This window comes from Chryseobacterium salviniae, assembly GCF_035819015.1.
GTDB classification, from domain to species: domain Bacteria; phylum Bacteroidota; class Bacteroidia; order Flavobacteriales; family Weeksellaceae; genus Chryseobacterium; species Chryseobacterium salviniae.
On record NZ_JAYLAA010000018.1, the window covers coordinates 95,885 to 113,782 of the forward strand.

Consider the following 17,898-nt stretch of genomic DNA (forward strand, 5'->3'; position numbering starts at 1 on the left):
CAAAATTCGGAATTGCACTCACTGAAGTTAAGAAAATGTTAAAATATTGAAATTTTTGATTGAGAATTCGGAATTGCACTCACTCCAAAATTCAAAACCCGTTAAAAATAGGGATAACTGTAAGAAAATGTGAAAAAAAACGAAAAATCAATGAAAGTAGAAAATACAATTCGGATTTACACTCACCACAAATGAGTTGTTTTTTCGGAATTGCACTCACTCCACTTTCGGAATTGCACTCACTGAAATTCGGAATTGCACTCACCGAAAATGGGGTTCAAATGCTTTACCATAAGGCGATTCGGTGCATCATTAAAAGTATTATAAAAGTAATTAAAAAGTCTTTTTTTATTTAAAAGGAAAATGTGGATAAAAAATTTGCTTTAAAAAAGAAAAAAATGAATTGCGAAGAAGCAAAAGAAAAAGTAAATATTAGAACAGTTTTGGAATCGTTCAATCTCTTTCCCGTGAAAGAAAACCGAAAAACGGCATTTTATTTTGCGCTCGACAGAGAGGAAAAAATCCCGAGTTTGTCTGTTGATTTTGTGAAAAATAAAGCTTTTGATTTCGGAACCGGGAAAAGTTATGATGTTATTTCAATTGTTCAGCAAATGAATCAATGTTCAGTTTCTGATGCTTTGAAGTACCTTGATAAATTTGACTTCTCAGTTCAAAATAATACTCAGATTGAAGAATCTGTCCAAATCAAAAATTATCAAATCATAAAAGTAAATGAAATTCAGCACCCAGCTTTAATCCAATATTTAAAATCCCGAAAAGTTTGTGAACAAAAAGATTTGGTAAAAGAAATTGAGTATATGTTGAATGGTAAGAAATATTTCGGAATTGGCTTTTTTAATAATTCCGGAGGCGTTGAAATCCGAAATAAATATTCAAAGATATGTTTGGGCAAAAAAGATGTGACTTTGATAAAAAATGATTTGAAGACTTCCAATGAAATTGTAGTTTTTGAAGGTTTTTTTGATTATCTGACTTTTAAAAATTTGGAAAGTGCAGAAAGTTCAATTTCAGATTGTTTGATTCTCAATTCTACGGCAATGCTTTTCAAAGTCGATAAAGAACTTAGAGCATATTATAAAACCTCACTTTTCCTAGATAATGATGATAATGGAATTACAATCAAACAGGTTATCCGGAAAAACTATAAAAATGTTGAAGATTGTTCTTTGTTGTACAAAGATTTTAAGGATTTAAACGAGTGGTTTTGTGCAACAAAGTAAAATGTAAAAATTCTGAAAATGATTTTAAAGAGAAATTTAATTTTAAAAATCATAAACTGGTTAAACCTTAAAAAAAACAGATTACCTAATGTTTAATTTTACATTTTTCCTACTATCAAAACCCTCTATTTAATCACTTCTAACTGATTTTTGGCTTTTTACTATTGCAAATGTAGGACAGCATCATTCACCTAAAAAAATATTTTTGGGTTTCTATAAAAATTCTTTCCACGAGTTCCAATAATTTTTTCAGACACTCCTGAATCCTTCGGACAAAAATATTTCGAGCCACAATCCTCCAAAGCTTTGGAGGATTGTGGTTTTATATGCCTGATACTTTCCTATGATCATCGGCAAAGAAAAAGACGGAACCTCAGTTATACGAATCAATTAAATCGCAGACGGTCTTTGACATCAACGGAAAAAACAACAAAATAAAACAACAAATAATTCTGCTTTTCCAATTGGATATAAGCAGAAAAAAAAACGAGTGTCCTCGAAACCAAATCAATCAAATCGAAAATTTTAACAAACTCGAAAATCAATTATTAACAATCAAAAATTAACATTATGAACATCGTAGGCAGAATTACAAAAAACGCAGAAATCAACACTTTAAAAAATGACAAACAGGTCGTGAATTTTTCACTAGCCATTAATGACAGATTTAAAACCAAACAAGGCGAACTAAGAGAACAGACCACTTATTATAACTGCTCCTATTGGCTAAGTGCCAACGTAGCTAAGATTTTAACGAAGGGAACATTAGTAGAGCTTACAGGCAGAGCAAGTGCGAGTGCGTGGATTGGAAAAGATGGAGAAATAAAATCGGGGTTGAATTTCCATACTTCTAACATCAAAGTACACGGAGGCGGAAAAAAGTCTGACACAGAAGAACAACCAGCTTCACAGCCACAGAAATCCAATGCTTTTGCGGAAGATACGGACGATGATTTACCATTCTAAAAGCATTCAAAATATGGAAGCACAATATAACTTTCAAATGAAGCCGAAAAGTGATAAGAATGATTGGGAAAAGGTGGAAATCTTTTCCCAATTCTATTGCGAGAGAACGACAGCAATACGGTATGCAAAAAGTCTTTCAAGAAAATTCAAATCAGAAATCCGCCTTACAGAGGGAAAAGAACCTTTCAAAACAAGCGGAACATACATTTACGAAAACAACAATTATACAACAAATATTATGGCAAATTGGTGCAACAATAAAGTAACATTCACAGGAAATCGAGAGGTTTTGGACAAAGTCTCGAATGTATTTCAAGAAATGATAGAAAAGGAAACTAAGGGAAATATTGGGCAACTGCCCGATTTTGTCAAGAGCAAAAACGGTTACTTCTGTGAAATTTATCGAAGTGAAACAGATGAATGTTCTTTCCATTATGAGACAAGATGGAGCCCAAATATCGAAGCATTATGGATTGTTGCAAATCATTACGATGTCGGATTTGTATTGGATTACGAAGAATCTGGCTGTATGGTTTTTGGCAAGACCATATGCGAAACCCAAATCTTACAGGATTATTTTCTCAATCAATGTGACTTTCAAGACTTCATCTACAATGTAGATACAGATTGTTACGAATTCGAAGGTGAAAATTACGATTACAAAGAGGAGATTATGAGAATCCTATTAGACAGGAAAATAAATAATAACAAACAAAAAATTGCATAAATGAAAACATCACTTCAACAAACAGAATATTTACTGATAAAATCAATGACCAACAGTGAATGGGATAATGGCGATTTTGCCATTATCCACATTACGGGAGAATGGAAAGAAATCCAAAAGAAAAGGCTCGAAGCCGTAAAGCCTTTGGAAAATGACTATGATTTAAAATGGCTGAATTATGCCGATACCAATGTAGAGTTTTTCAAATTTTCGGAAGAAAATTATCCCTAAGTTGAAGAATGGCTTTCGGAGAGAAGCAGGATTTTTATCGAATTGGAAAAAGAGGATTTGAAAAAATTTTTGCAACCCGAAAATAATCTGAATTGCTACCAAATGCAAGTCTATAAAAACGGAAATGCCATTTACAACGCTTTTGGAAAACAGACAGGCGAAGAATTTTGGACAGAAGAATTTTCATTATATCAATTAACTCAACAACAATGAGAGTAACAGACTTAAACGGTTGCAAGATTAAAGTAACCAATCTTGATGAAGCTATCCAAATTACAGCAGAGTAAGGAATATGAACATACAAACAAAGAATTTTCAGAATTAGATAAAAGACTGAGAAGGTTTTGGAAAGATATGTACGGAAAACTACTAAAATCAAAACAATATGAGCAATCTCGCAGACAAAACGGAGTATAAAGCATTGAACATTATTGCCAAAATGGTAAAACAATATGAAAAATTACACTATTTGGATATGACCAAAGAAGATGATTGGAATGCCACAAACGCAAGAAACCTATTACAGAGCATTATTCAAAATAATGAATATAAAATTAATTATAACAGAAATAGTAAAAAATCAATTTTAAAAACAAAATTATGCAAACCAATTTTTTCAGACAGATAGGCAAACTCAATCTTACAGGAGATTTGCAAATCACACTCCGACAAGGGGCAGAAAACAGTTTCGTTCTTTCCGTATTGCTCAACAATGAGCAATGCGGAGACGAGGCAAGGAAAACGATTCCGCCACTCAATTTAAGGGGGACAGCGGAAGAATTGGACAACGGATTTTTTGAAAGTATTTCGACACCATTGCAGACCGCATCGGGCTTAATGGTAGATATGGAAAGTTTTATGAAACAGGTCGAAGAAGCCAAGAAGAAATCGGCAATGGAAAAGGAGAAATCCGACAAGGAGAAAAAAGAAAAGGAAGGCAAAGATAAAAAGTACAAAGAAGCCTTGCAAAAAGCCGAAGAACTCGAAAAAGACGGCAAATACAAAGAAGCGTGGTCAGCTCTTCCAAAAGTATCGGAATTTCCCGATTATGCTGAAATCATCCGCAAAAAGCAGGATGAATATGAGAAACATTTTGCACCAAGCCTATTCTCTGAAACGACCAATGAAAATGTTGAATCTTAAAAATATTATAAATGTTACTTGCAACCCTATTAGACCGAGTTTTTATACTCAAAGATAACGGACAGGAAATACGTTTACCTGACCCTGAACCAAAATGGAGCGTAGAATCAGTAATGAACTTTTACGCCAACACGTACCCGATACTGACCACTTCAAAAATTTCAGCACCGAAAATCAAGGATGATGCTGTTGAATATCAATTTGAAAGTGTGATGGGAACAAAAGGATAATAAATAGTTGATGGTTTTTGGTTGACAGTTGATAGAATTACAATCTAAAAGCTAACAACCATCAACCATAAACTGACAAACAAAAATAAAATGAATGCAACGAAAAACCATATCGGGGACAATTCAACCTCCCGAAGAAAAAAAACAAAGGCAACTTCACTTACAATTGAGGGAATACGCACAATGGATGCATCAGATAAAAGACAGTTCGGAAGTTCAGAAAGACCAACGGAAATCCGTTCCAATCTCCCAACTTCCAATGCTTTTCTGAGAACCTGCTTTATGCCGAAATTAAAGGAGAATGAAATAACAATAACACAGGGCAAACGTAAGTCTGCTAAAACAGAAAGGGATTTTTATAAGTCCCTTTCTCAATTAGCAAAGCATTATGATATAACCCCAATGCCGACACAGCATTTTAATTATCCATACAATATCAGCCTTGCTTTGAGAGATATTGAAACGCAGTTGAAAACCAAGACTGAAAATTGGCAGAGTGTTAGGCTGATAGAAAAAGGGAGTAAGACTTGCTTTGCAATAGAAGAAAGATGCAACACAGGGGCAACCTTGTTTTATGTTCCCGTCGTACCGCTTTATCAATTGCTCCGCAATAAGGTACACAGAAAAGCAGCTTGCTTACTATTGTCCGTATGCACTTATCTGTATAGAAATGTAGATATTCCATATTACAGACAGGAAGATTCTTATCTCTATTGGAATTACGAAATGCTTACTGATTGGATAGAGCAGGACGAAGAAATAGAAGATAACCACATCTGCAAAAAAGAACTTCAACGGGCGGAAATCAACGGAGATATGATGGGACAAAAAATTTCCAATGCTAAGAATCTTCTTTTTTTTGAGCAACGCTTGAAACGTTTTATACCGAAAAACAGGTTTGATAAAGAATGCCTTCAATTGGCAGAAAAAACCTTTAAACTTTATTGTGATTACCCTAATGAAAGCATTTTCAGAAATGCCCACTATAATAATGCAAACAAGCCCTCAGAAATGGAGGGAGATGACAATTATAATGAGGAAACTGTTATCGCAATGGATAAATATATTTCCTTTTTTGCCGAGAGTGACGGATTGATTTATGATAATCTAACGAGTATGGTCAATAATGAGTTCAACGAATATGCTGAAACACAGCAACCAATGATTTTTAAAACCTTTGACGGAAGTGATATATTGGATAAAAACCTTGATTTTGAAAATCAGTTGTTTAAGGTCTTAAACGAATTGTGCCGATTGCTCAACTAATCTGTGCATACACGGCGCAAATAATTCAATTATAAAAACAAGCTATGAGAAATACAGCCAATACAATTAAGAACGAAGAAACCGACATAACCAATAATTTTGGAACACTTTACTATCCTAAATCAGCACTGGTCTTTTATGAGACAGAAGATTATAATCGCGATGGTTATGTTGAACATTTTGATATTGACCCTAATGGAAACCCTGTCAATGCCCACCCTTTGACTGTAAGGGAGGCACAACGACTCTCCAAATCTTTAAATATTCAAAATAAGAAAGAAAAAGATTTTCTAAGACCAAGTGGTATTATTTCTGAAACTGTACTATTTATAGATACATCGGAAAATGGAAAAGTGGTCTGGTACACAAAAGCACAGGAACGACAGTTACTATTTACCGAAAAGCTTTCCATTCCAAATGGTTTAGCGAATGTGCCACCTTTGCTATGGTGTGCCAATAAGCAGGGAATGAAAATATTCGCATTGGAGACAGACCAACGCCCCAATACAGATACACCACTATTTCACGCTCCGTTCTTTAATGTTTACGAAAGCGGAAGTGTTTGTATGGGAACGGTCGACGTAAACATTAAAAGTTCCGCATCACTCGAAGAGTTTACTAAGAAATGGGAAAACTATTTTTTCAATTCTTATTTCAGCCATTTGGTCAACAGCCATAATCCGATTAAAGGAAACTTGGTAATCCTTTGGAAAAGCCTTATTGATTCAAAAGAGCCGTTTCCGACAGATATTCTAATCAATTCAAATCTAACTTTAAAAAATCTACTCTAATGATACAATCTGAAAAAACAAAAGTCCATTTTACCGATGATAGCCTTTTAAATCCTACCAATCCTGTAATGGTAAACCTCATAGGTGCAGGTGGTACAGGTTCTAAAGTATTGACCGCCTTGATCGAAATGAACCATTCATTGATTGAATTGGGACACGCAGGATTACAGGTGCGGTTGTGGGATGATGATATTGTCACAGAAGCGAATCAAGGCAGACAGCGTTTTGCAGAATGTGAAGTAGGATTACCAAAGGCAGTTGCACTGATAAATCGGGCAAACCGATGGTCTGGAACGAATTGGAAAGCCGAAGTCAGAAAGTTTGAAAGAGATTCTTTAGGAAGAATCCAAGAGAATATGCAGTCCGCAATTTATATGTCGTGTGTTGATAATGTCAAATCACGATTTGAAATTGCTGATATTCTGAATGAATTGAAAGAGGGTAGGAGATTATACAGAAACCAGGCTAAATATTGGATGGATTTTGGCAACAACCGATATTCTGGACAGGTTTTGCTTTCTACAGTTGAGAATATAAAACAACCTGATTCCGAAAAATATCAAACAACGTCGAATCTTCCTTATGTGACGGAAGAATTTGGAGAACTGCTTTTGCAGTCTGAAACGCAAGATGATACACCAAGTTGCAGTTTAGCAGAAGCATTAGAAAAGCAGGATTTGTTTATTAATTCTACATTAGCACAAATGGGATGTTCTCTATTGTGGAACTTGTTTCGCAACGGACTGACTGAAAACAGAGGTTTTTTCCTTAATCTAAAAAATTTCCATTCTCAACTGATAAAAATATAAAAAACCGCCTGACCAAAAGTTGGGCGGCAAAAATGCAATTCCTCCCTGCGGTCGGAAACGTATTTTTGCGGAAAGCGGAACAACCCCATTTCTAAAACAATTCCGGACTTTGGCTTTGGTTTGTTTTAGAAAAAAGGTTGTAAGTATTAACTGACTATAGAAAACTCGTTGTGCATAGTTTCAATTAAGCATTAAAATAGTTAGTTGAAACTATGCACTTTCAGTGCAAGAATTTCAGTTTCTATAAATTTTTTATTCGACACAGATGCACAGATAATAAAATGAATTTTTTAATATTTTATTATCTGTGCATCTGTGGAGTTTTTTAAACGAATTTCATTCGTTGTTCAAATCTATGGACTGAAAGTCCATAGTGGTTTAGTTATTTACAACAAGCATTTCCCTCTTGAATAGGTGGGCACTTTACTGTACCGTAACTACAAAACACGCAACAATCTCCCTTTATAGGTTTTAGAGTTGTTTTGCAACTCTCACACTGATAGAAAAATTGACAAGCATCAGTTGGCATTTCTTCGGATTTCTTATGTCCGCAGGTTGGACAAGTTATTTCGGATATTAAAATGATGTCCATTATGAAATAATTTTGCTTTTTAGTGATTTGTAACCAGTAGAGTTGATAGCTTTTTCGATTTGCTCGATGCTGGTTTGTTTGTTGTCGAACTTTACAATTGCGTTGCCTTTTTCGTAAGAAACAATAACTTCAACAATGCCTTTTAGTTTGCTAATTTCTGTCTTTACATGATGTTCACATCCTGAACAAGTCATTCCTTTAATAGTAAATTCAACTTTCTGAATTTTAGAAGTCGAAGTAACAATTGCCGTGATTTTTGTCTTCGGAACAAAGATGTGAGCATAACTCGGAAATGATAGAAGTAAAACTGATATTACGGTAATACTTCCTAACAATGATTTCGTTTGCATAAAATTTTGTTTTTGATTTGTTTCACAATTACAGTCAATTTGTTGTTGAGGTTTCAGTTTTTGATACCAAGCAAAGCCAAGAACTAAAACAGTCATACCAATAAAATAAGGTCGAAAAGGTTCGAGCCACGAAAAGGTAGAAGCAATTCCGCTTGAACCCGCAACTATAGCCAAAATTGGCGTAATACAGCACAAGGACGAAGCAATTGCTGTCAAAAGTCCTGCACCGATTAATTTTTTTTCTGTTTTCATATTGCTTCCAAAATTTTGTTTTCGTTAAGGATTTTGAAAAAAGGTTTGAGCATTTTTTCATACTCTTTTGCCAACGAATAGAAAATAGTTTGCGCTTGTCTTTCCGTTTCAATGAGTTTTCTGTCTTTGAGTTTTCGCAAGTGCTGAGAAACTGCCGAAATGGTCATACTGAGAATATCGCTTAGGTCGCAAACACAAAGTTTCTTTTCTTCATAAAGAAGAAAAAGTATTTTCAGTCTTACATTGTTACCCGCTAACTCAAGTCCGCTGGATAAATAATCAACTGTCCCTTTGATTTCACTAATCCGGTCTTTGCAACGCATTATCTGCTTAACGTCCGCCTGCTGCCTTATACAAGAAAGATTATCCATAAGTACAAAGATAAGCAAATTGTTTATTTAAGCAAATACTAAAATACAAAAACATCTTTTTATACATTTTCATAAAAGGATAAAAGATTTCCGTATAAGTCTAATGCTGCAAATTCTCTTGTGCCATAATAGGTACTTTCTATCTCTGTTTTTTCATTGTGAAGCACCTCTTTTTCTTTTAGCTCTTTATACAGCTCTTCAACTCCTTTTACTTCAATTCTGCAACTGTGTGTTCCTGCTAAAAAGCTTTCTGCCCCACTACTAATCGGTTTTAGAAATAGAAAAATGCTTTTCCATTTCCAACTATAATTGCAGGAAGCCCACAAATGCAGTTCTATGTTGCCCCGAACCAAAATTGCAAAAGTGTCTTCCTTGTGCCGACAATCAAAACCAAATTTGTCTTTGTAAAATTGAACTGCTTTGTCAATTTCCCTGACAGGAAATGCGGGTGTTGCCTTTATCAGTTCTATCATTGTCATGTGCAATTTTAAATTGTAATATTGTGGTAAATAGTTGAGACAGCTCAAACGGATTGAAAAAACGTTTTCGGTTTCCTGGCTTAGCTGTTTATCCTTTGTTTTAATAATTTAAAGATAACCCAATACCCCAGCCCATATCGCTATCATAATGTGTACGAATACCCACATTTTTATTGATAATATATTTTAGCTCTGTCATATATTCCATATCGGTGTTGACCATAAAACCAGCCCTCAATCTCTTTGTGATGGGAATATCTTCACGCATTAAAGAAAGACGTACAATTCCATCGTGATATACCTCTGCCTGAAAGTTTACTAACATTGGTAATGTGTACATAAAGCCCAAGCTAATAGCTCTACGTGTATCTTTTTCATTTTTCTGTCCGAATAAATTGGTTTCGTGTTCATCCATACCCATTTTACGATACCTCCAATCAAAACCTATAAACGGCATAAACCATTGCATTTTTCCAATGTACCTTCCTAAATGTGTTTCTACTTCATAACCGTGCATATCGTTATAGCCTAATCGCCATTCTGTCCCTAAACTCCATCTTGAATTCTGAAGCATCGCATCACCATCATTTCCATTGCTAGCAAAATCATTCTGAGCCATTAAGTGTGGCATATTGCTTTCTCTTTGCAACATATTATATGCTTGTTTTTTGTTAGTTAAATTCGGATTTTGATAATCGTCAACTGCAAATACCCTGTTCATTCCTGACATCATATGATAAAGGATATGACAGTGGAAAAACCAATCTCCTTCTTCGTTTGCTAAAAACTCAATGGTATCAGTTTCCATTGGCATTATATCTATAACATTTTTTAGTGGTGATTTTTCGCCTTTGCCATTGATTACCCTGAAATCAAAACCGTGCAAGTGCATTGGATGGCGCATCATTGAGTTATTATGAATGGTAATTCGTAGAATTTCTCCTTTTTTCACAGGTATTTTATCAACTTCTGAAAGTATTTTATTATCCATACTCCACACATAACGGTTCATATTTCCGGTAAGGGTAAATTTCAATTCTTTTACTGGCGCATCTTTAGGAAGTTCCGTATTGGAAGGAGATTGTAGCATTGCATAATTCAGCGTTTTGATTTCTCCCAAAGCATTTGCATTGTAACGGTTGGGATCATTTTCCATATTCATATTGTGTTGACTATGGTCTTCTTTTGGTTTTGCCTCTCCAGTAATTTCAGGATACATTACCACGTTCATATCCATTTGGTTCAGGCTCATTTTCATTCCCATATCGTCCAAATCTCCATTCATCTTCATCATATCGTTCATCATCTTCATCCCTTCAAAATATTTTAATTTAGGAAGTGGTGATATTAATTGTTTGATGCCATTGCCCACAAAATAACTTGCGGATTGTGTTCTGTCTTCAGTAGTAGCTAGAAACTGATAAGCAACACCATCTTCAGGAATTGTTACTACAATATCGTAAGTTTCAGAAACCGCAATGATTAATCTATCTACTTCCACAGGTTCTACATCATTACCGTCATTTGCAACTACGGTAATTTTACCGCCTGCATACCGCAACCAAAAATAGGACGAAGCACCACCGTTTGAAACTCGCAATCGTACTTTATCGCCCGCTTTTAGCGTTTTGCCGTCCACCTTTTTTAAATCGGTCGTATGGTTTCCATTGATTAAAATTTTGTCATAATACACATCGCTTACATCCATTGCCAACATCCGTTTCCATTCGTTGGTTAGTTTTGTTTTGAAATGTCCTTCTCTAATAGCTTCTGCATAAGACTGTGTTGCATTTTTTTTAATAGCTGCCCAATCGTTGGCATTATGCAGCATCCTGTTGATGTTGTCGGGATTAAGATTTGTCCACTCGCTTAAAATGATGGGTACAGTCGGCAAATCGTCAATTCCTTTTCTAAAGGTTTTATCATCATCCTTTTTCTTCATTATAAAACTGCCATACATCCCAATTTGCTCCTGCAAACCAGAATGTGAGTGATACCAATGCGTTCCGTGTTGGATAATTGGGAAGCGATAGGTATAGGTTGTGCCTGCCTTAATAGGTTTTTGTGTAAGCCAGGGCACACCATCTTCTTTGTTGGGCAGGAACACTCCGTGCCAATGCAATGAGGTACTTTCTTTTAATTGGTTATGTACAACGATTTCGGCTGTATCGCCTTCGGTAAAAGTGAGCGTTGGCATTGGTATTTGACCATTTACGGAAATGGCTCTTTTTTCTTTGCCTGCGTAGTTTACAAGCGTATCTTTTACATACAACTCGTAACGAACTACTTTTTGTGCAAAGAGAGATTGCGAACATAACAGTATAAAAACTGCTTGCAGCAACCTGATCGTAACATTTTTAGGTATATTCATTTTGATATTTTTTTTCTTGAAACTTAATCCTGCTCTTTTAGCCAATTGGTTAAAACTTTGATTTGCTCATCATTCAGTTTTGTGTTTTTATGCATCATTGTATATGATGCTAAGGGCATTTGTTTAGTTTCGATTTGTTCTTTAATTGAGTTTAATAATCTGTCCTGCTTCCTATTTGAGTATGTACCCCATTCGTTGAAATTCAAATCCTCTTTTGCGTTTTTTATGTGGTTTTCTACTAATGCTCTCATAGGTTGCACATAGTCGTACCAAACATAATTAGTATTGTTACTATGACAATCGTAGCAAGAGGTTTGAAGCATCGCTTTTACTTCAACAGGCATTTTATACGCTTGGGTAAAATCGGTTGTGTAAACCTGCCCTTTATCTACATTAAGGGCAGGCTGATAAAATTGAATAGCAATAAAAATAAACAGCACTATTGTCAACATTATCTTTAATACTCTCTTCATTTTTAGAACTCTTTTTTTACAGAGCCACAGGTAAGCATCTTGCTGCCATAATAAGGATTTTTGATAGTCTTAGCTTCGTTAATCCAAACCGCACCTTTACCATCATTGTACATTGGGCAGTAGTCCTGATATAATTTTTGGGTAGTTCCAAATAATGTGATAAGGTCAGAAACGTCTTTACTTAGCGATGCTAAATGCTCTCTCTGGTGGTCTATTTTACCAGCATTGTCACTAATATGCTCTGCATTTTCTTTGGCATTTTCCGCTATTTCCATATATTCTTTATGTTTATTCGCTGGGATAGCGTTCATATCCACATTTTTTAAGGTAGTAAACAATTGCTTTCCTGCATTAGCCGCTGCTTTGTCATTATCTGCAACAAGTGCATTTTTTAAAGCCAAATAATCCTTAATTATAGGTGCGACAGTAAACTTTTGAGCTTGCTTCACATCGGACTTTTCTGCCTCTTGAGAAGATGTATCCGTTGAAGTAACAGTTGCTACCGTATCATTGTGTGTAGGTGATTGTAACTCCGGAGTTGCAGCAATTGTTGTGCTATCATTAGCTTGCTGGTCGCTATTTTTATTTGAAGATTGATTGCAGGAAATTGTTACCGCTGCAACTGTTACTAATGTAATGATTGAGAAAATTATATTTTTCATTTTATTTATTTTTGATATTATTGAAGAAATTTGTCTTATTTATTTGTTTTCAAATTCATTTAGCTTACGCTTCATAAATTCGATTTCTTGTGCCTGTGTTTCCAGTATGTTTTTTTGTAACTGTATCAATTCGGGGTCGGTAAGCTTAGCTTTTTCAGACATCAATACTGCTGCTGCGTGATGCGGTATCATACCTTTTACAAACTCTTTATTTCCCACAAATAATTGCTCCCGAATACCAAACCAAGAAAAGATACCAATCGCAAGGGAAACCGTTATGATTGCCCAGTTGATTTTTTTGCTTTCATACATTCCTTTCATTATCAATAGTTCTATAATCAACATTGCAGAAACCATCAGCAAAGTCATATACAAATTATTGATGTTCAGGATAAGGTTCTGTAAGCCGTCAATCATAGCATACATAATGAAGTACATAGCTATGAACATAGCAACAGCCATTACAGCAAAGCGTTTGTACATTGCTAAAGAGTGATTAGTATTATGCTTTTCATTCTTATGGTTATGTTGCATTTCGTGTTGGTTTTCCATACTTTCCATAACAATAGCGTTTTATTTGTTATTAATAGTTTCCTGTACGCTACCGCAAGTAAGCATTTTGGAGCCGTAATACGGGTTTTTAATTGCTTCTTCTTTGCTTAGCCAATTTGCTCCTTTACCATTATTGTACATTGGGCAATGTTGATAATAAACAGGTGTTTCCTGTTTTGAAACTTTGGCTAATTCGTACATATTATTAGCCAGTAAAGCGAAAATTTCTCTTTGTTTGGTAACATCTTTTGCTATAGCAATTTTTTCTGCATTAGCAGTTAAATCTTTCATTACTTTCATCCAAACGGTATGTTCTTCGTTGGAAAGTTTTGTCATTTCTACTGCTTTAATGGCTTTTACCAATTCGGTAGCTTTTGCGGAAGAAGTACCTGCATCAGTTTTTACCAACGCATCTTTCACTGAAAAATAGTTATTGAAAACGGCTTTTAATTGCGGTACATTTTGTGTTTCAGTGGTATTTTTTTGAGCCATATCGCTTTGGTTATGGTTGGCGTGTTCATTTTTCATATCCATACCTGCATCTCTGGTTTTTGCAACTGGTTTTAGTTCCCTTTTATACTGGCAACAGTCGGATAATTTTGCATATACATCATCTGGAGCCAAAAATTTCTCACTGTCATAACCTGCTAAGGCAATGCGTTTCAATATTTCGTCCTGATTTGTTTTTTTACCATCATAGTTGAGTGTAGCAATCTTGGTATCTTTATTCCAATCTACCGTGGCTACATTTTTTAAATTTCCTGCTTTTTCGATGGTTGTTTTACACATTTCGCAGTTGCCATATATTTTTACAGTTTCTGTTTTTGCATTTTTGATTTGTGCAAAACTGTTTACGGCTGATAGTAATACGATGATTACCATCAATATTTTTGATATTGATTTCATTTTTATTTTTTTTAATTTAATAAGATATACGAAGAGTTTGCGAAAACTGGATTCAGCTTTCGACAAGGCACACGTATGGCTAACAAGCCATCGTTTTAGCTTATTTTAGGTGGTTGCCAAATGGAAGAGTAGCCTGAAGAATAGTAGGCTTCTTTGAAACCGAATTTTTGCTTTTTAATTTCAGCAAAAGGGTTAGCTGTTTTTAAATCTATTGGTATTGGTAAGCTTACAGAAGATGAAGAAGTGCTACATCCACATGAACTGTGCTTACAATTGCCGTCGCAGTCGTGACCATTTTTGCATTTTTTACAGGACTTGTCCTTGCAACTGCTTTTATGTTCTGCTTTTGCAGATTGATCTTTTGAGCAGGACTTTTGCTCTGTCTTAGTTGTTTTTTTTGCACAAGCATAGCTTATGCTTGGCATTAGGAAAAAGCCCAAACATAGTAAGATGACAAAGCTGATATGTTTACTCAAATTTTTCAACACTACAAAATTATGAAATTATTTCTTTTAATTGCTATATTTTGCACTTTCGTGAACTGCAAACACAGAATTATAGATAAAATATCTAAATCACTAGTCTGCATAGTCCTTTTTATGCTTATTAAAATAAATATACAGTTAATTACCTAAAGTGTTTGTTATAAGTTAAATAACTAAACAGGTTATTAGGATAAGGAAATTATCTTTGTTTAATGGTTCTATCTTAAAACCTGCTTTCTGTACAGTTTCAATTACCTGTTCTTGTGTAATTCCTTCTGATTTTACGGTAAGCACCTTGTCTTTAGTTGTATCTACTTCCCAATGGCATATTATACCATGGTATTATCCAAATGAGGTTTTACAGATGCTACACATCCACCACAGTTAATATTTGTTTTGAATCGTAAGTCTTGATTATTCTTTTCCATTTTGTTTATTGAATAATTCATTTAAAGTTTAAAACTGCGTAATCGCAATGCATTTACGATTACCGATACAGAACTTAAAGACATTGCTAAAGCTGCAATCATTGGAGATAATAAAATTCCGAAAAACGGATATAAAATACCTGCTGCAATTGGAACACCAAGCACATTGTAGAAAAAGGCAAAGAATAAATTTTGCTTGATGTTTTTCATAACAGCATGGCTCAAATTTTTTGCTTTAACGATACCTAATAAATCGCCTTTTACTAAAGTTATTTTGGCACTTTCTATGGCTACATCAGTTCCAGTTCCCATAGCTATTCCGATATTGGCTTGTGCTAATGCCGGAGCATCATTTATACCATCACCAGCCATAGCTACAATTTTCCCTTCTGCTTGTAAACGTTTAATTTCGTTGAGTTTATCTTCGGGTAAGCATCCTGCTTTATAGGAAGATAAACCTAATTCATCCGCTACTGCTTTGGCTGTATTAACATTGTCGCCAGTAAGCATAATTACTTCTACACCTTGGAGCATTAGTTCTTTTATCGCTGCTGCACTCGAAGTTTTTATCGCATCGGTAATTGAAACAAAACCAACTGTAACATCATCAACAGCAATGTAAGAAACCGTTTTACCAAGTTTTTGTTCTGCAATAATTTTGGTTTCTAAATCGTTAGAAATAGTTGCCTTAACCTGTTCCATTAGTTTTTTATTGCCTAATGCTACTTTTCTATTGGTAACCGTTCCTGTAACTCCTTTTCCTGTAACATTTTCAAAATCTTTGACTCCAATTAATGAAATAGATTTTGTTTTGGCATAATTGACTACTGCTTGTGCCAATGGATGTTCACTGTATTGGTTTAAGGAAGCTATATTTTGCAATAAATCATCCTCGTTATTAGTTGATGCGTAAATTTTTTCTACAGAAGGTTTTCCCTCAGTTAGCGTTCCTGTTTTATCTGTTATTAAAACATCCACCTTATTCATATTTTCTAAGGCTTCGGCATTTTTAATTAATACTCCAGATTGTGCTCCTTTGCCCACACCCACCATCACAGACATCGGCGTGGCTAAACCTAAAGCACAAGGACAAGCTATGATTAAAACTGCAATGGCATTTATAAATCCATAAACCTTCGCTGGTTCTGGACCAAATAGTGCCCAAACAAAAAAGGTAATTACTGAAATGATTACTACAATGGGTACAAAATATTTAGAAATACTATCGGCTAATTTTTGAATGGGTGCTCTTGAACGAGAAGCATCGTTAACCATTTGTACAATTTGAGAAAGTAATGTTTCAGAACCTACTTTTTCGGCCATCATTACAAATGATTTGTTCCCGTTGATTGTTCCCGAAATTACATTATCGTCTTTCTTTTTGTCAACGGGAATTGGTTCTCCTGTAATCATTGCTTCATCAATACTGCTTTCACCATCGGTTATTTTTCCGTCAACTGGAATTTTATCTCCTGGTTTTACGCGTAATAAATCACCTTTCTTAATATCATGAATGGAAATCACTTTATCGCCCCCTTCACCAATCAAAGTAGCTTCGGTTGGTGCTAATTGTAATAACGCTTTTATAGCTCCACTGGTTTGGCTATGTGCTCTTGCTTCTAACAATTGTCCCAACAAGACCAGTGTAATGATTACTGTTGCTGCTTCAAAATAAAGATGAATGGTTCCGTGTTCGGTTTTAAATTCTTCCGGAAAGATATTCGGAATCAGCATTCCTACAATACTAAACAAAAATGCAACTCCAGTTCCTATTCCGATAAGGGTAAACATATTTAGATTCCAAGTGATTATGGATTTCCAAGCTCGTACAAAAAACATCCAACCAGCATAGAAAACAACAGGAATTGAAAACAGAAATTGCACCCAGTTCCACATGTTGCTGTCCATTATTTGAAATAACGGATTGTTATGTACCATTTCCATCATGGCAATAATAAAAATTGGCACCGTAAAGAGGGTTGCAATTTTCATTTTTTTAAGCAAATCCAGATAGGTTTTTTTTTCTTCGGAATCGCTTGGTTCCATGGGTACTAAATCCATTCCGCATATAGGACATGAACCCGGACTATCTTGAATAACTTCGGGATGCATTGGGCAGGTGTACATCGTTTTCTTTACATTCAATTCTGCTTCTTTTACCAAATGCATTCCACAAACAGGGCAATCGCCAGCTTTATCATAAGTTTTATCGCCTTCACAATGCATTGGACAATAGTATTTGCCTTTTATATTGCTAGTCACTTCGATTGTTTTTTTATCATCGTGAGAATGAGCAGAGCAGCAGGATTTTGCCACTGGTTCATTTGTCGTGGTATGTTGTGGGCTTTTGTTATTGCTCATTTCTATGGTATATTTTCCAACAGCGGTTAATGCTTTTTGCAATTGTGTAGTTGGAATGTGTTTATCCATTGTCAGGGTAGCTGAGTTTTCATCTTTTGAAACTTCAACATTTGTCACATTTTCAACCTTTAATAAAGCTGATTTCACCTTTGCTTCGCAACCTCCACAGGTCATACCTGTTACTTGATATTTGTGTACCATTTTGTATGAGT

At 35.0% G+C, this 17,898-nt stretch carries 21 protein-coding genes; 10 read left to right on the plus strand and 11 right to left on the minus strand.

What is annotated here, in order from left to right; translation table 11 throughout:
- Nucleotides 1-398 precede the first annotated feature (398 nt).
- The 10 genes from SOP96_RS04290 to SOP96_RS04335 all read left to right on the plus strand — a co-directional run bounded on the left by SOP96_RS04290 (nucleotide 399) and on the right by SOP96_RS04335 (nucleotide 7,404).
- Nucleotides 399-1,241: a toprim domain-containing protein gene (locus SOP96_RS04290; protein ID WP_074231924.1), complete on the plus strand. Its 843-nt coding sequence runs from the start codon at nucleotides 399-401 to the stop codon at nucleotides 1,239-1,241.
- 570 nt (nucleotides 1,242-1,811) lie between these two features.
- Nucleotides 1,812-2,207, plus strand: coding sequence for a single-stranded DNA-binding protein (locus SOP96_RS04295; protein ID WP_028122590.1), 396 nt, complete (start codon nucleotides 1,812-1,814; stop codon nucleotides 2,205-2,207).
- Nucleotides 2,208-2,220: 13 nt separating this feature from the next.
- Entirely contained in the window at nucleotides 2,221-2,934 is a 714-nt protein-coding gene (locus SOP96_RS04300) for a DUF1281 family ferredoxin-like fold protein (RefSeq protein WP_326319872.1), read from the plus strand.
- Nucleotides 2,935-3,165 (plus strand): hypothetical protein, encoded by a 231-nt coding sequence (locus SOP96_RS04305; RefSeq protein ID WP_051889993.1) that lies wholly within the window; start codon nucleotides 2,935-2,937, stop codon nucleotides 3,163-3,165.
- A 385-nt stretch (nucleotides 3,166-3,550) separates the two neighbouring features.
- Nucleotides 3,551-3,793 (plus strand): hypothetical protein, encoded by a 243-nt coding sequence (locus SOP96_RS04310; protein ID WP_028122591.1) that lies wholly within the window; start codon nucleotides 3,551-3,553, stop codon nucleotides 3,791-3,793.
- Nucleotides 3,766-4,308, plus strand: coding sequence for a PRTRC system protein E (locus SOP96_RS04315; RefSeq protein WP_028122592.1), 543 nt, complete (start codon nucleotides 3,766-3,768; stop codon nucleotides 4,306-4,308). The genes SOP96_RS04310 and SOP96_RS04315 overlap by 28 nt, the downstream gene beginning before the upstream one ends.
- 11 nt (nucleotides 4,309-4,319) lie before the next feature.
- Nucleotides 4,320-4,538: a PRTRC system protein C gene (locus SOP96_RS04320; protein WP_027379053.1), complete on the plus strand. Its 219-nt coding sequence runs from the start codon at nucleotides 4,320-4,322 to the stop codon at nucleotides 4,536-4,538.
- 90 nt (nucleotides 4,539-4,628) lie between these two features.
- Nucleotides 4,629-5,804, plus strand: coding sequence for a hypothetical protein (locus SOP96_RS04325; RefSeq protein ID WP_034741379.1), 1,176 nt, complete (start codon nucleotides 4,629-4,631; stop codon nucleotides 5,802-5,804).
- A 44-nt stretch (nucleotides 5,805-5,848) separates the two neighbouring features.
- The gene (locus tag SOP96_RS04330) at nucleotides 5,849-6,595 is read left to right on the plus strand and encodes a PRTRC system protein B (protein ID WP_051259640.1); all 747 of its coding nucleotides are present in this window, start codon (nucleotides 5,849-5,851) and stop codon (nucleotides 6,593-6,595) included.
- Between the two features lie 2 nt (nucleotides 6,596-6,597).
- Entirely contained in the window at nucleotides 6,598-7,404 is an 807-nt protein-coding gene (locus tag SOP96_RS04335; RefSeq protein WP_028122595.1) for a PRTRC system ThiF family protein, read from the plus strand.
- A gap of 382 nt (nucleotides 7,405-7,786) precedes the next feature.
- Here SOP96_RS04335 and SOP96_RS04340 read toward each other — a convergent pair whose 3' ends face one another.
- From SOP96_RS04340 to SOP96_RS04395, 11 genes are all read right to left on the minus strand, one after another.
- The gene (locus SOP96_RS04340) at nucleotides 7,787-7,996 is read right to left on the minus strand and encodes a GDCCVxC domain-containing (seleno)protein (protein ID WP_072410579.1); all 210 of its coding nucleotides are present in this window, start codon (nucleotides 7,994-7,996) and stop codon (nucleotides 7,787-7,789) included.
- Nucleotides 7,996-8,598: a mercuric transport protein MerTP gene (gene merTP / locus SOP96_RS04345; protein WP_028122596.1), complete on the minus strand. Its 603-nt coding sequence runs from the start codon at nucleotides 8,596-8,598 to the stop codon at nucleotides 7,996-7,998. The genes SOP96_RS04340 and merTP overlap by 1 nt, the downstream gene beginning before the upstream one ends.
- A complete protein-coding gene (locus SOP96_RS04350) occupies nucleotides 8,595-8,969 on the minus strand; it encodes an ArsR/SmtB family transcription factor (protein WP_027381139.1) in 375 nt (124 codons plus the stop codon). The genes merTP and SOP96_RS04350 overlap by 4 nt, the downstream gene beginning before the upstream one ends.
- A gap of 59 nt (nucleotides 8,970-9,028) precedes the next feature.
- Nucleotides 9,029-9,442 (minus strand): bleomycin resistance protein, encoded by a 414-nt coding sequence (locus SOP96_RS04355; RefSeq protein ID WP_198417452.1) that lies wholly within the window; start codon nucleotides 9,440-9,442, stop codon nucleotides 9,029-9,031.
- A 106-nt stretch (nucleotides 9,443-9,548) separates the two neighbouring features.
- Nucleotides 9,549-11,819, minus strand: a complete 2,271-nt coding sequence (locus SOP96_RS04360) for a multicopper oxidase family protein (RefSeq protein WP_326319873.1) — start codon at nucleotides 11,817-11,819, stop codon at nucleotides 9,549-9,551.
- Between the two features lie 23 nt (nucleotides 11,820-11,842).
- Nucleotides 11,843-12,292 (minus strand): heme-binding domain-containing protein, encoded by a 450-nt coding sequence (locus SOP96_RS04365; RefSeq protein ID WP_034741374.1) that lies wholly within the window; start codon nucleotides 12,290-12,292, stop codon nucleotides 11,843-11,845.
- A gap of 2 nt (nucleotides 12,293-12,294) precedes the next feature.
- The gene (locus SOP96_RS04370; RefSeq protein ID WP_034741371.1) at nucleotides 12,295-12,954 is read right to left on the minus strand and encodes a DUF3347 domain-containing protein; all 660 of its coding nucleotides are present in this window, start codon (nucleotides 12,952-12,954) and stop codon (nucleotides 12,295-12,297) included.
- 39 nt (nucleotides 12,955-12,993) lie between these two features.
- Nucleotides 12,994-13,515 (minus strand): DUF305 domain-containing protein, encoded by a 522-nt coding sequence (locus SOP96_RS04375; protein WP_034741369.1) that lies wholly within the window; start codon nucleotides 13,513-13,515, stop codon nucleotides 12,994-12,996.
- Between the two features lie 12 nt (nucleotides 13,516-13,527).
- A complete protein-coding gene (locus SOP96_RS04380) occupies nucleotides 13,528-14,412 on the minus strand; it encodes a DUF3347 domain-containing protein (RefSeq protein WP_034741366.1) in 885 nt (294 codons plus the stop codon).
- Between the two features lie 95 nt (nucleotides 14,413-14,507).
- A complete protein-coding gene (locus SOP96_RS04385; protein ID WP_159437615.1) occupies nucleotides 14,508-14,888 on the minus strand; it encodes a hypothetical protein in 381 nt (126 codons plus the stop codon).
- A 458-nt stretch (nucleotides 14,889-15,346) separates the two neighbouring features.
- Entirely contained in the window at nucleotides 15,347-17,887 is a 2,541-nt protein-coding gene (locus SOP96_RS04395) for a heavy metal translocating P-type ATPase (protein ID WP_034741361.1), read from the minus strand.
- Nucleotides 17,888-17,898 lie beyond the last annotated feature (11 nt).

Coding starts and splice junctions, on each gene's coding strand:
- SOP96_RS04320 (WP_027379053.1), top strand. CDS start 4,320: ATGTTACTTGCAACCCTATTAGACCGAGTTTTTATACTCAAAGATAAC.
- SOP96_RS04355 (WP_198417452.1), bottom strand. CDS start 9,442: ATGATAGAACTGATAAAGGCAACACCCGCATTTCCTGTCAGGGAAATT.
- SOP96_RS04350 (WP_027381139.1), bottom strand. CDS start 8,969: ATGGATAATCTTTCTTGTATAAGGCAGCAGGCGGACGTTAAGCAGATA.
- SOP96_RS04300 (WP_326319872.1), top strand. CDS start 2,221: ATGGAAGCACAATATAACTTTCAAATGAAGCCGAAAAGTGATAAGAAT.
- SOP96_RS04295 (WP_028122590.1), top strand. CDS start 1,812: ATGAACATCGTAGGCAGAATTACAAAAAACGCAGAAATCAACACTTTA.
- SOP96_RS04370 (WP_034741371.1), bottom strand. CDS start 12,954: ATGAAAAATATAATTTTCTCAATCATTACATTAGTAACAGTTGCAGCG.
- SOP96_RS04315 (WP_028122592.1), top strand. CDS start 3,766: ATGCAAACCAATTTTTTCAGACAGATAGGCAAACTCAATCTTACAGGA.
- SOP96_RS04305 (WP_051889993.1), top strand. CDS start 2,935: ATGAAAACATCACTTCAACAAACAGAATATTTACTGATAAAATCAATG.
- SOP96_RS04360 (WP_326319873.1), bottom strand. CDS start 11,819: ATGAATATACCTAAAAATGTTACGATCAGGTTGCTGCAAGCAGTTTTT.
- SOP96_RS04330 (WP_051259640.1), top strand. CDS start 5,849: ATGAGAAATACAGCCAATACAATTAAGAACGAAGAAACCGACATAACC.
- merTP (WP_028122596.1), bottom strand. CDS start 8,598: ATGAAAACAGAAAAAAAATTAATCGGTGCAGGACTTTTGACAGCAATT.
- SOP96_RS04395 (WP_034741361.1), bottom strand. CDS start 17,887: ATGGTACACAAATATCAAGTAACAGGTATGACCTGTGGAGGTTGCGAA.
- SOP96_RS04290 (WP_074231924.1), top strand. CDS start 399: ATGAATTGCGAAGAAGCAAAAGAAAAAGTAAATATTAGAACAGTTTTG.
- SOP96_RS04340 (WP_072410579.1), bottom strand. CDS start 7,996: ATGGACATCATTTTAATATCCGAAATAACTTGTCCAACCTGCGGACAT.
- SOP96_RS04365 (WP_034741374.1), bottom strand. CDS start 12,292: ATGAAGAGAGTATTAAAGATAATGTTGACAATAGTGCTGTTTATTTTT.
- SOP96_RS04380 (WP_034741366.1), bottom strand. CDS start 14,412: ATGAAATCAATATCAAAAATATTGATGGTAATCATCGTATTACTATCA.
- SOP96_RS04310 (WP_028122591.1), top strand. CDS start 3,551: ATGAGCAATCTCGCAGACAAAACGGAGTATAAAGCATTGAACATTATT.
- SOP96_RS04375 (WP_034741369.1), bottom strand. CDS start 13,515: ATGGAAAGTATGGAAAACCAACACGAAATGCAACATAACCATAAGAAT.
- SOP96_RS04325 (WP_034741379.1), top strand. CDS start 4,629: ATGAATGCAACGAAAAACCATATCGGGGACAATTCAACCTCCCGAAGA.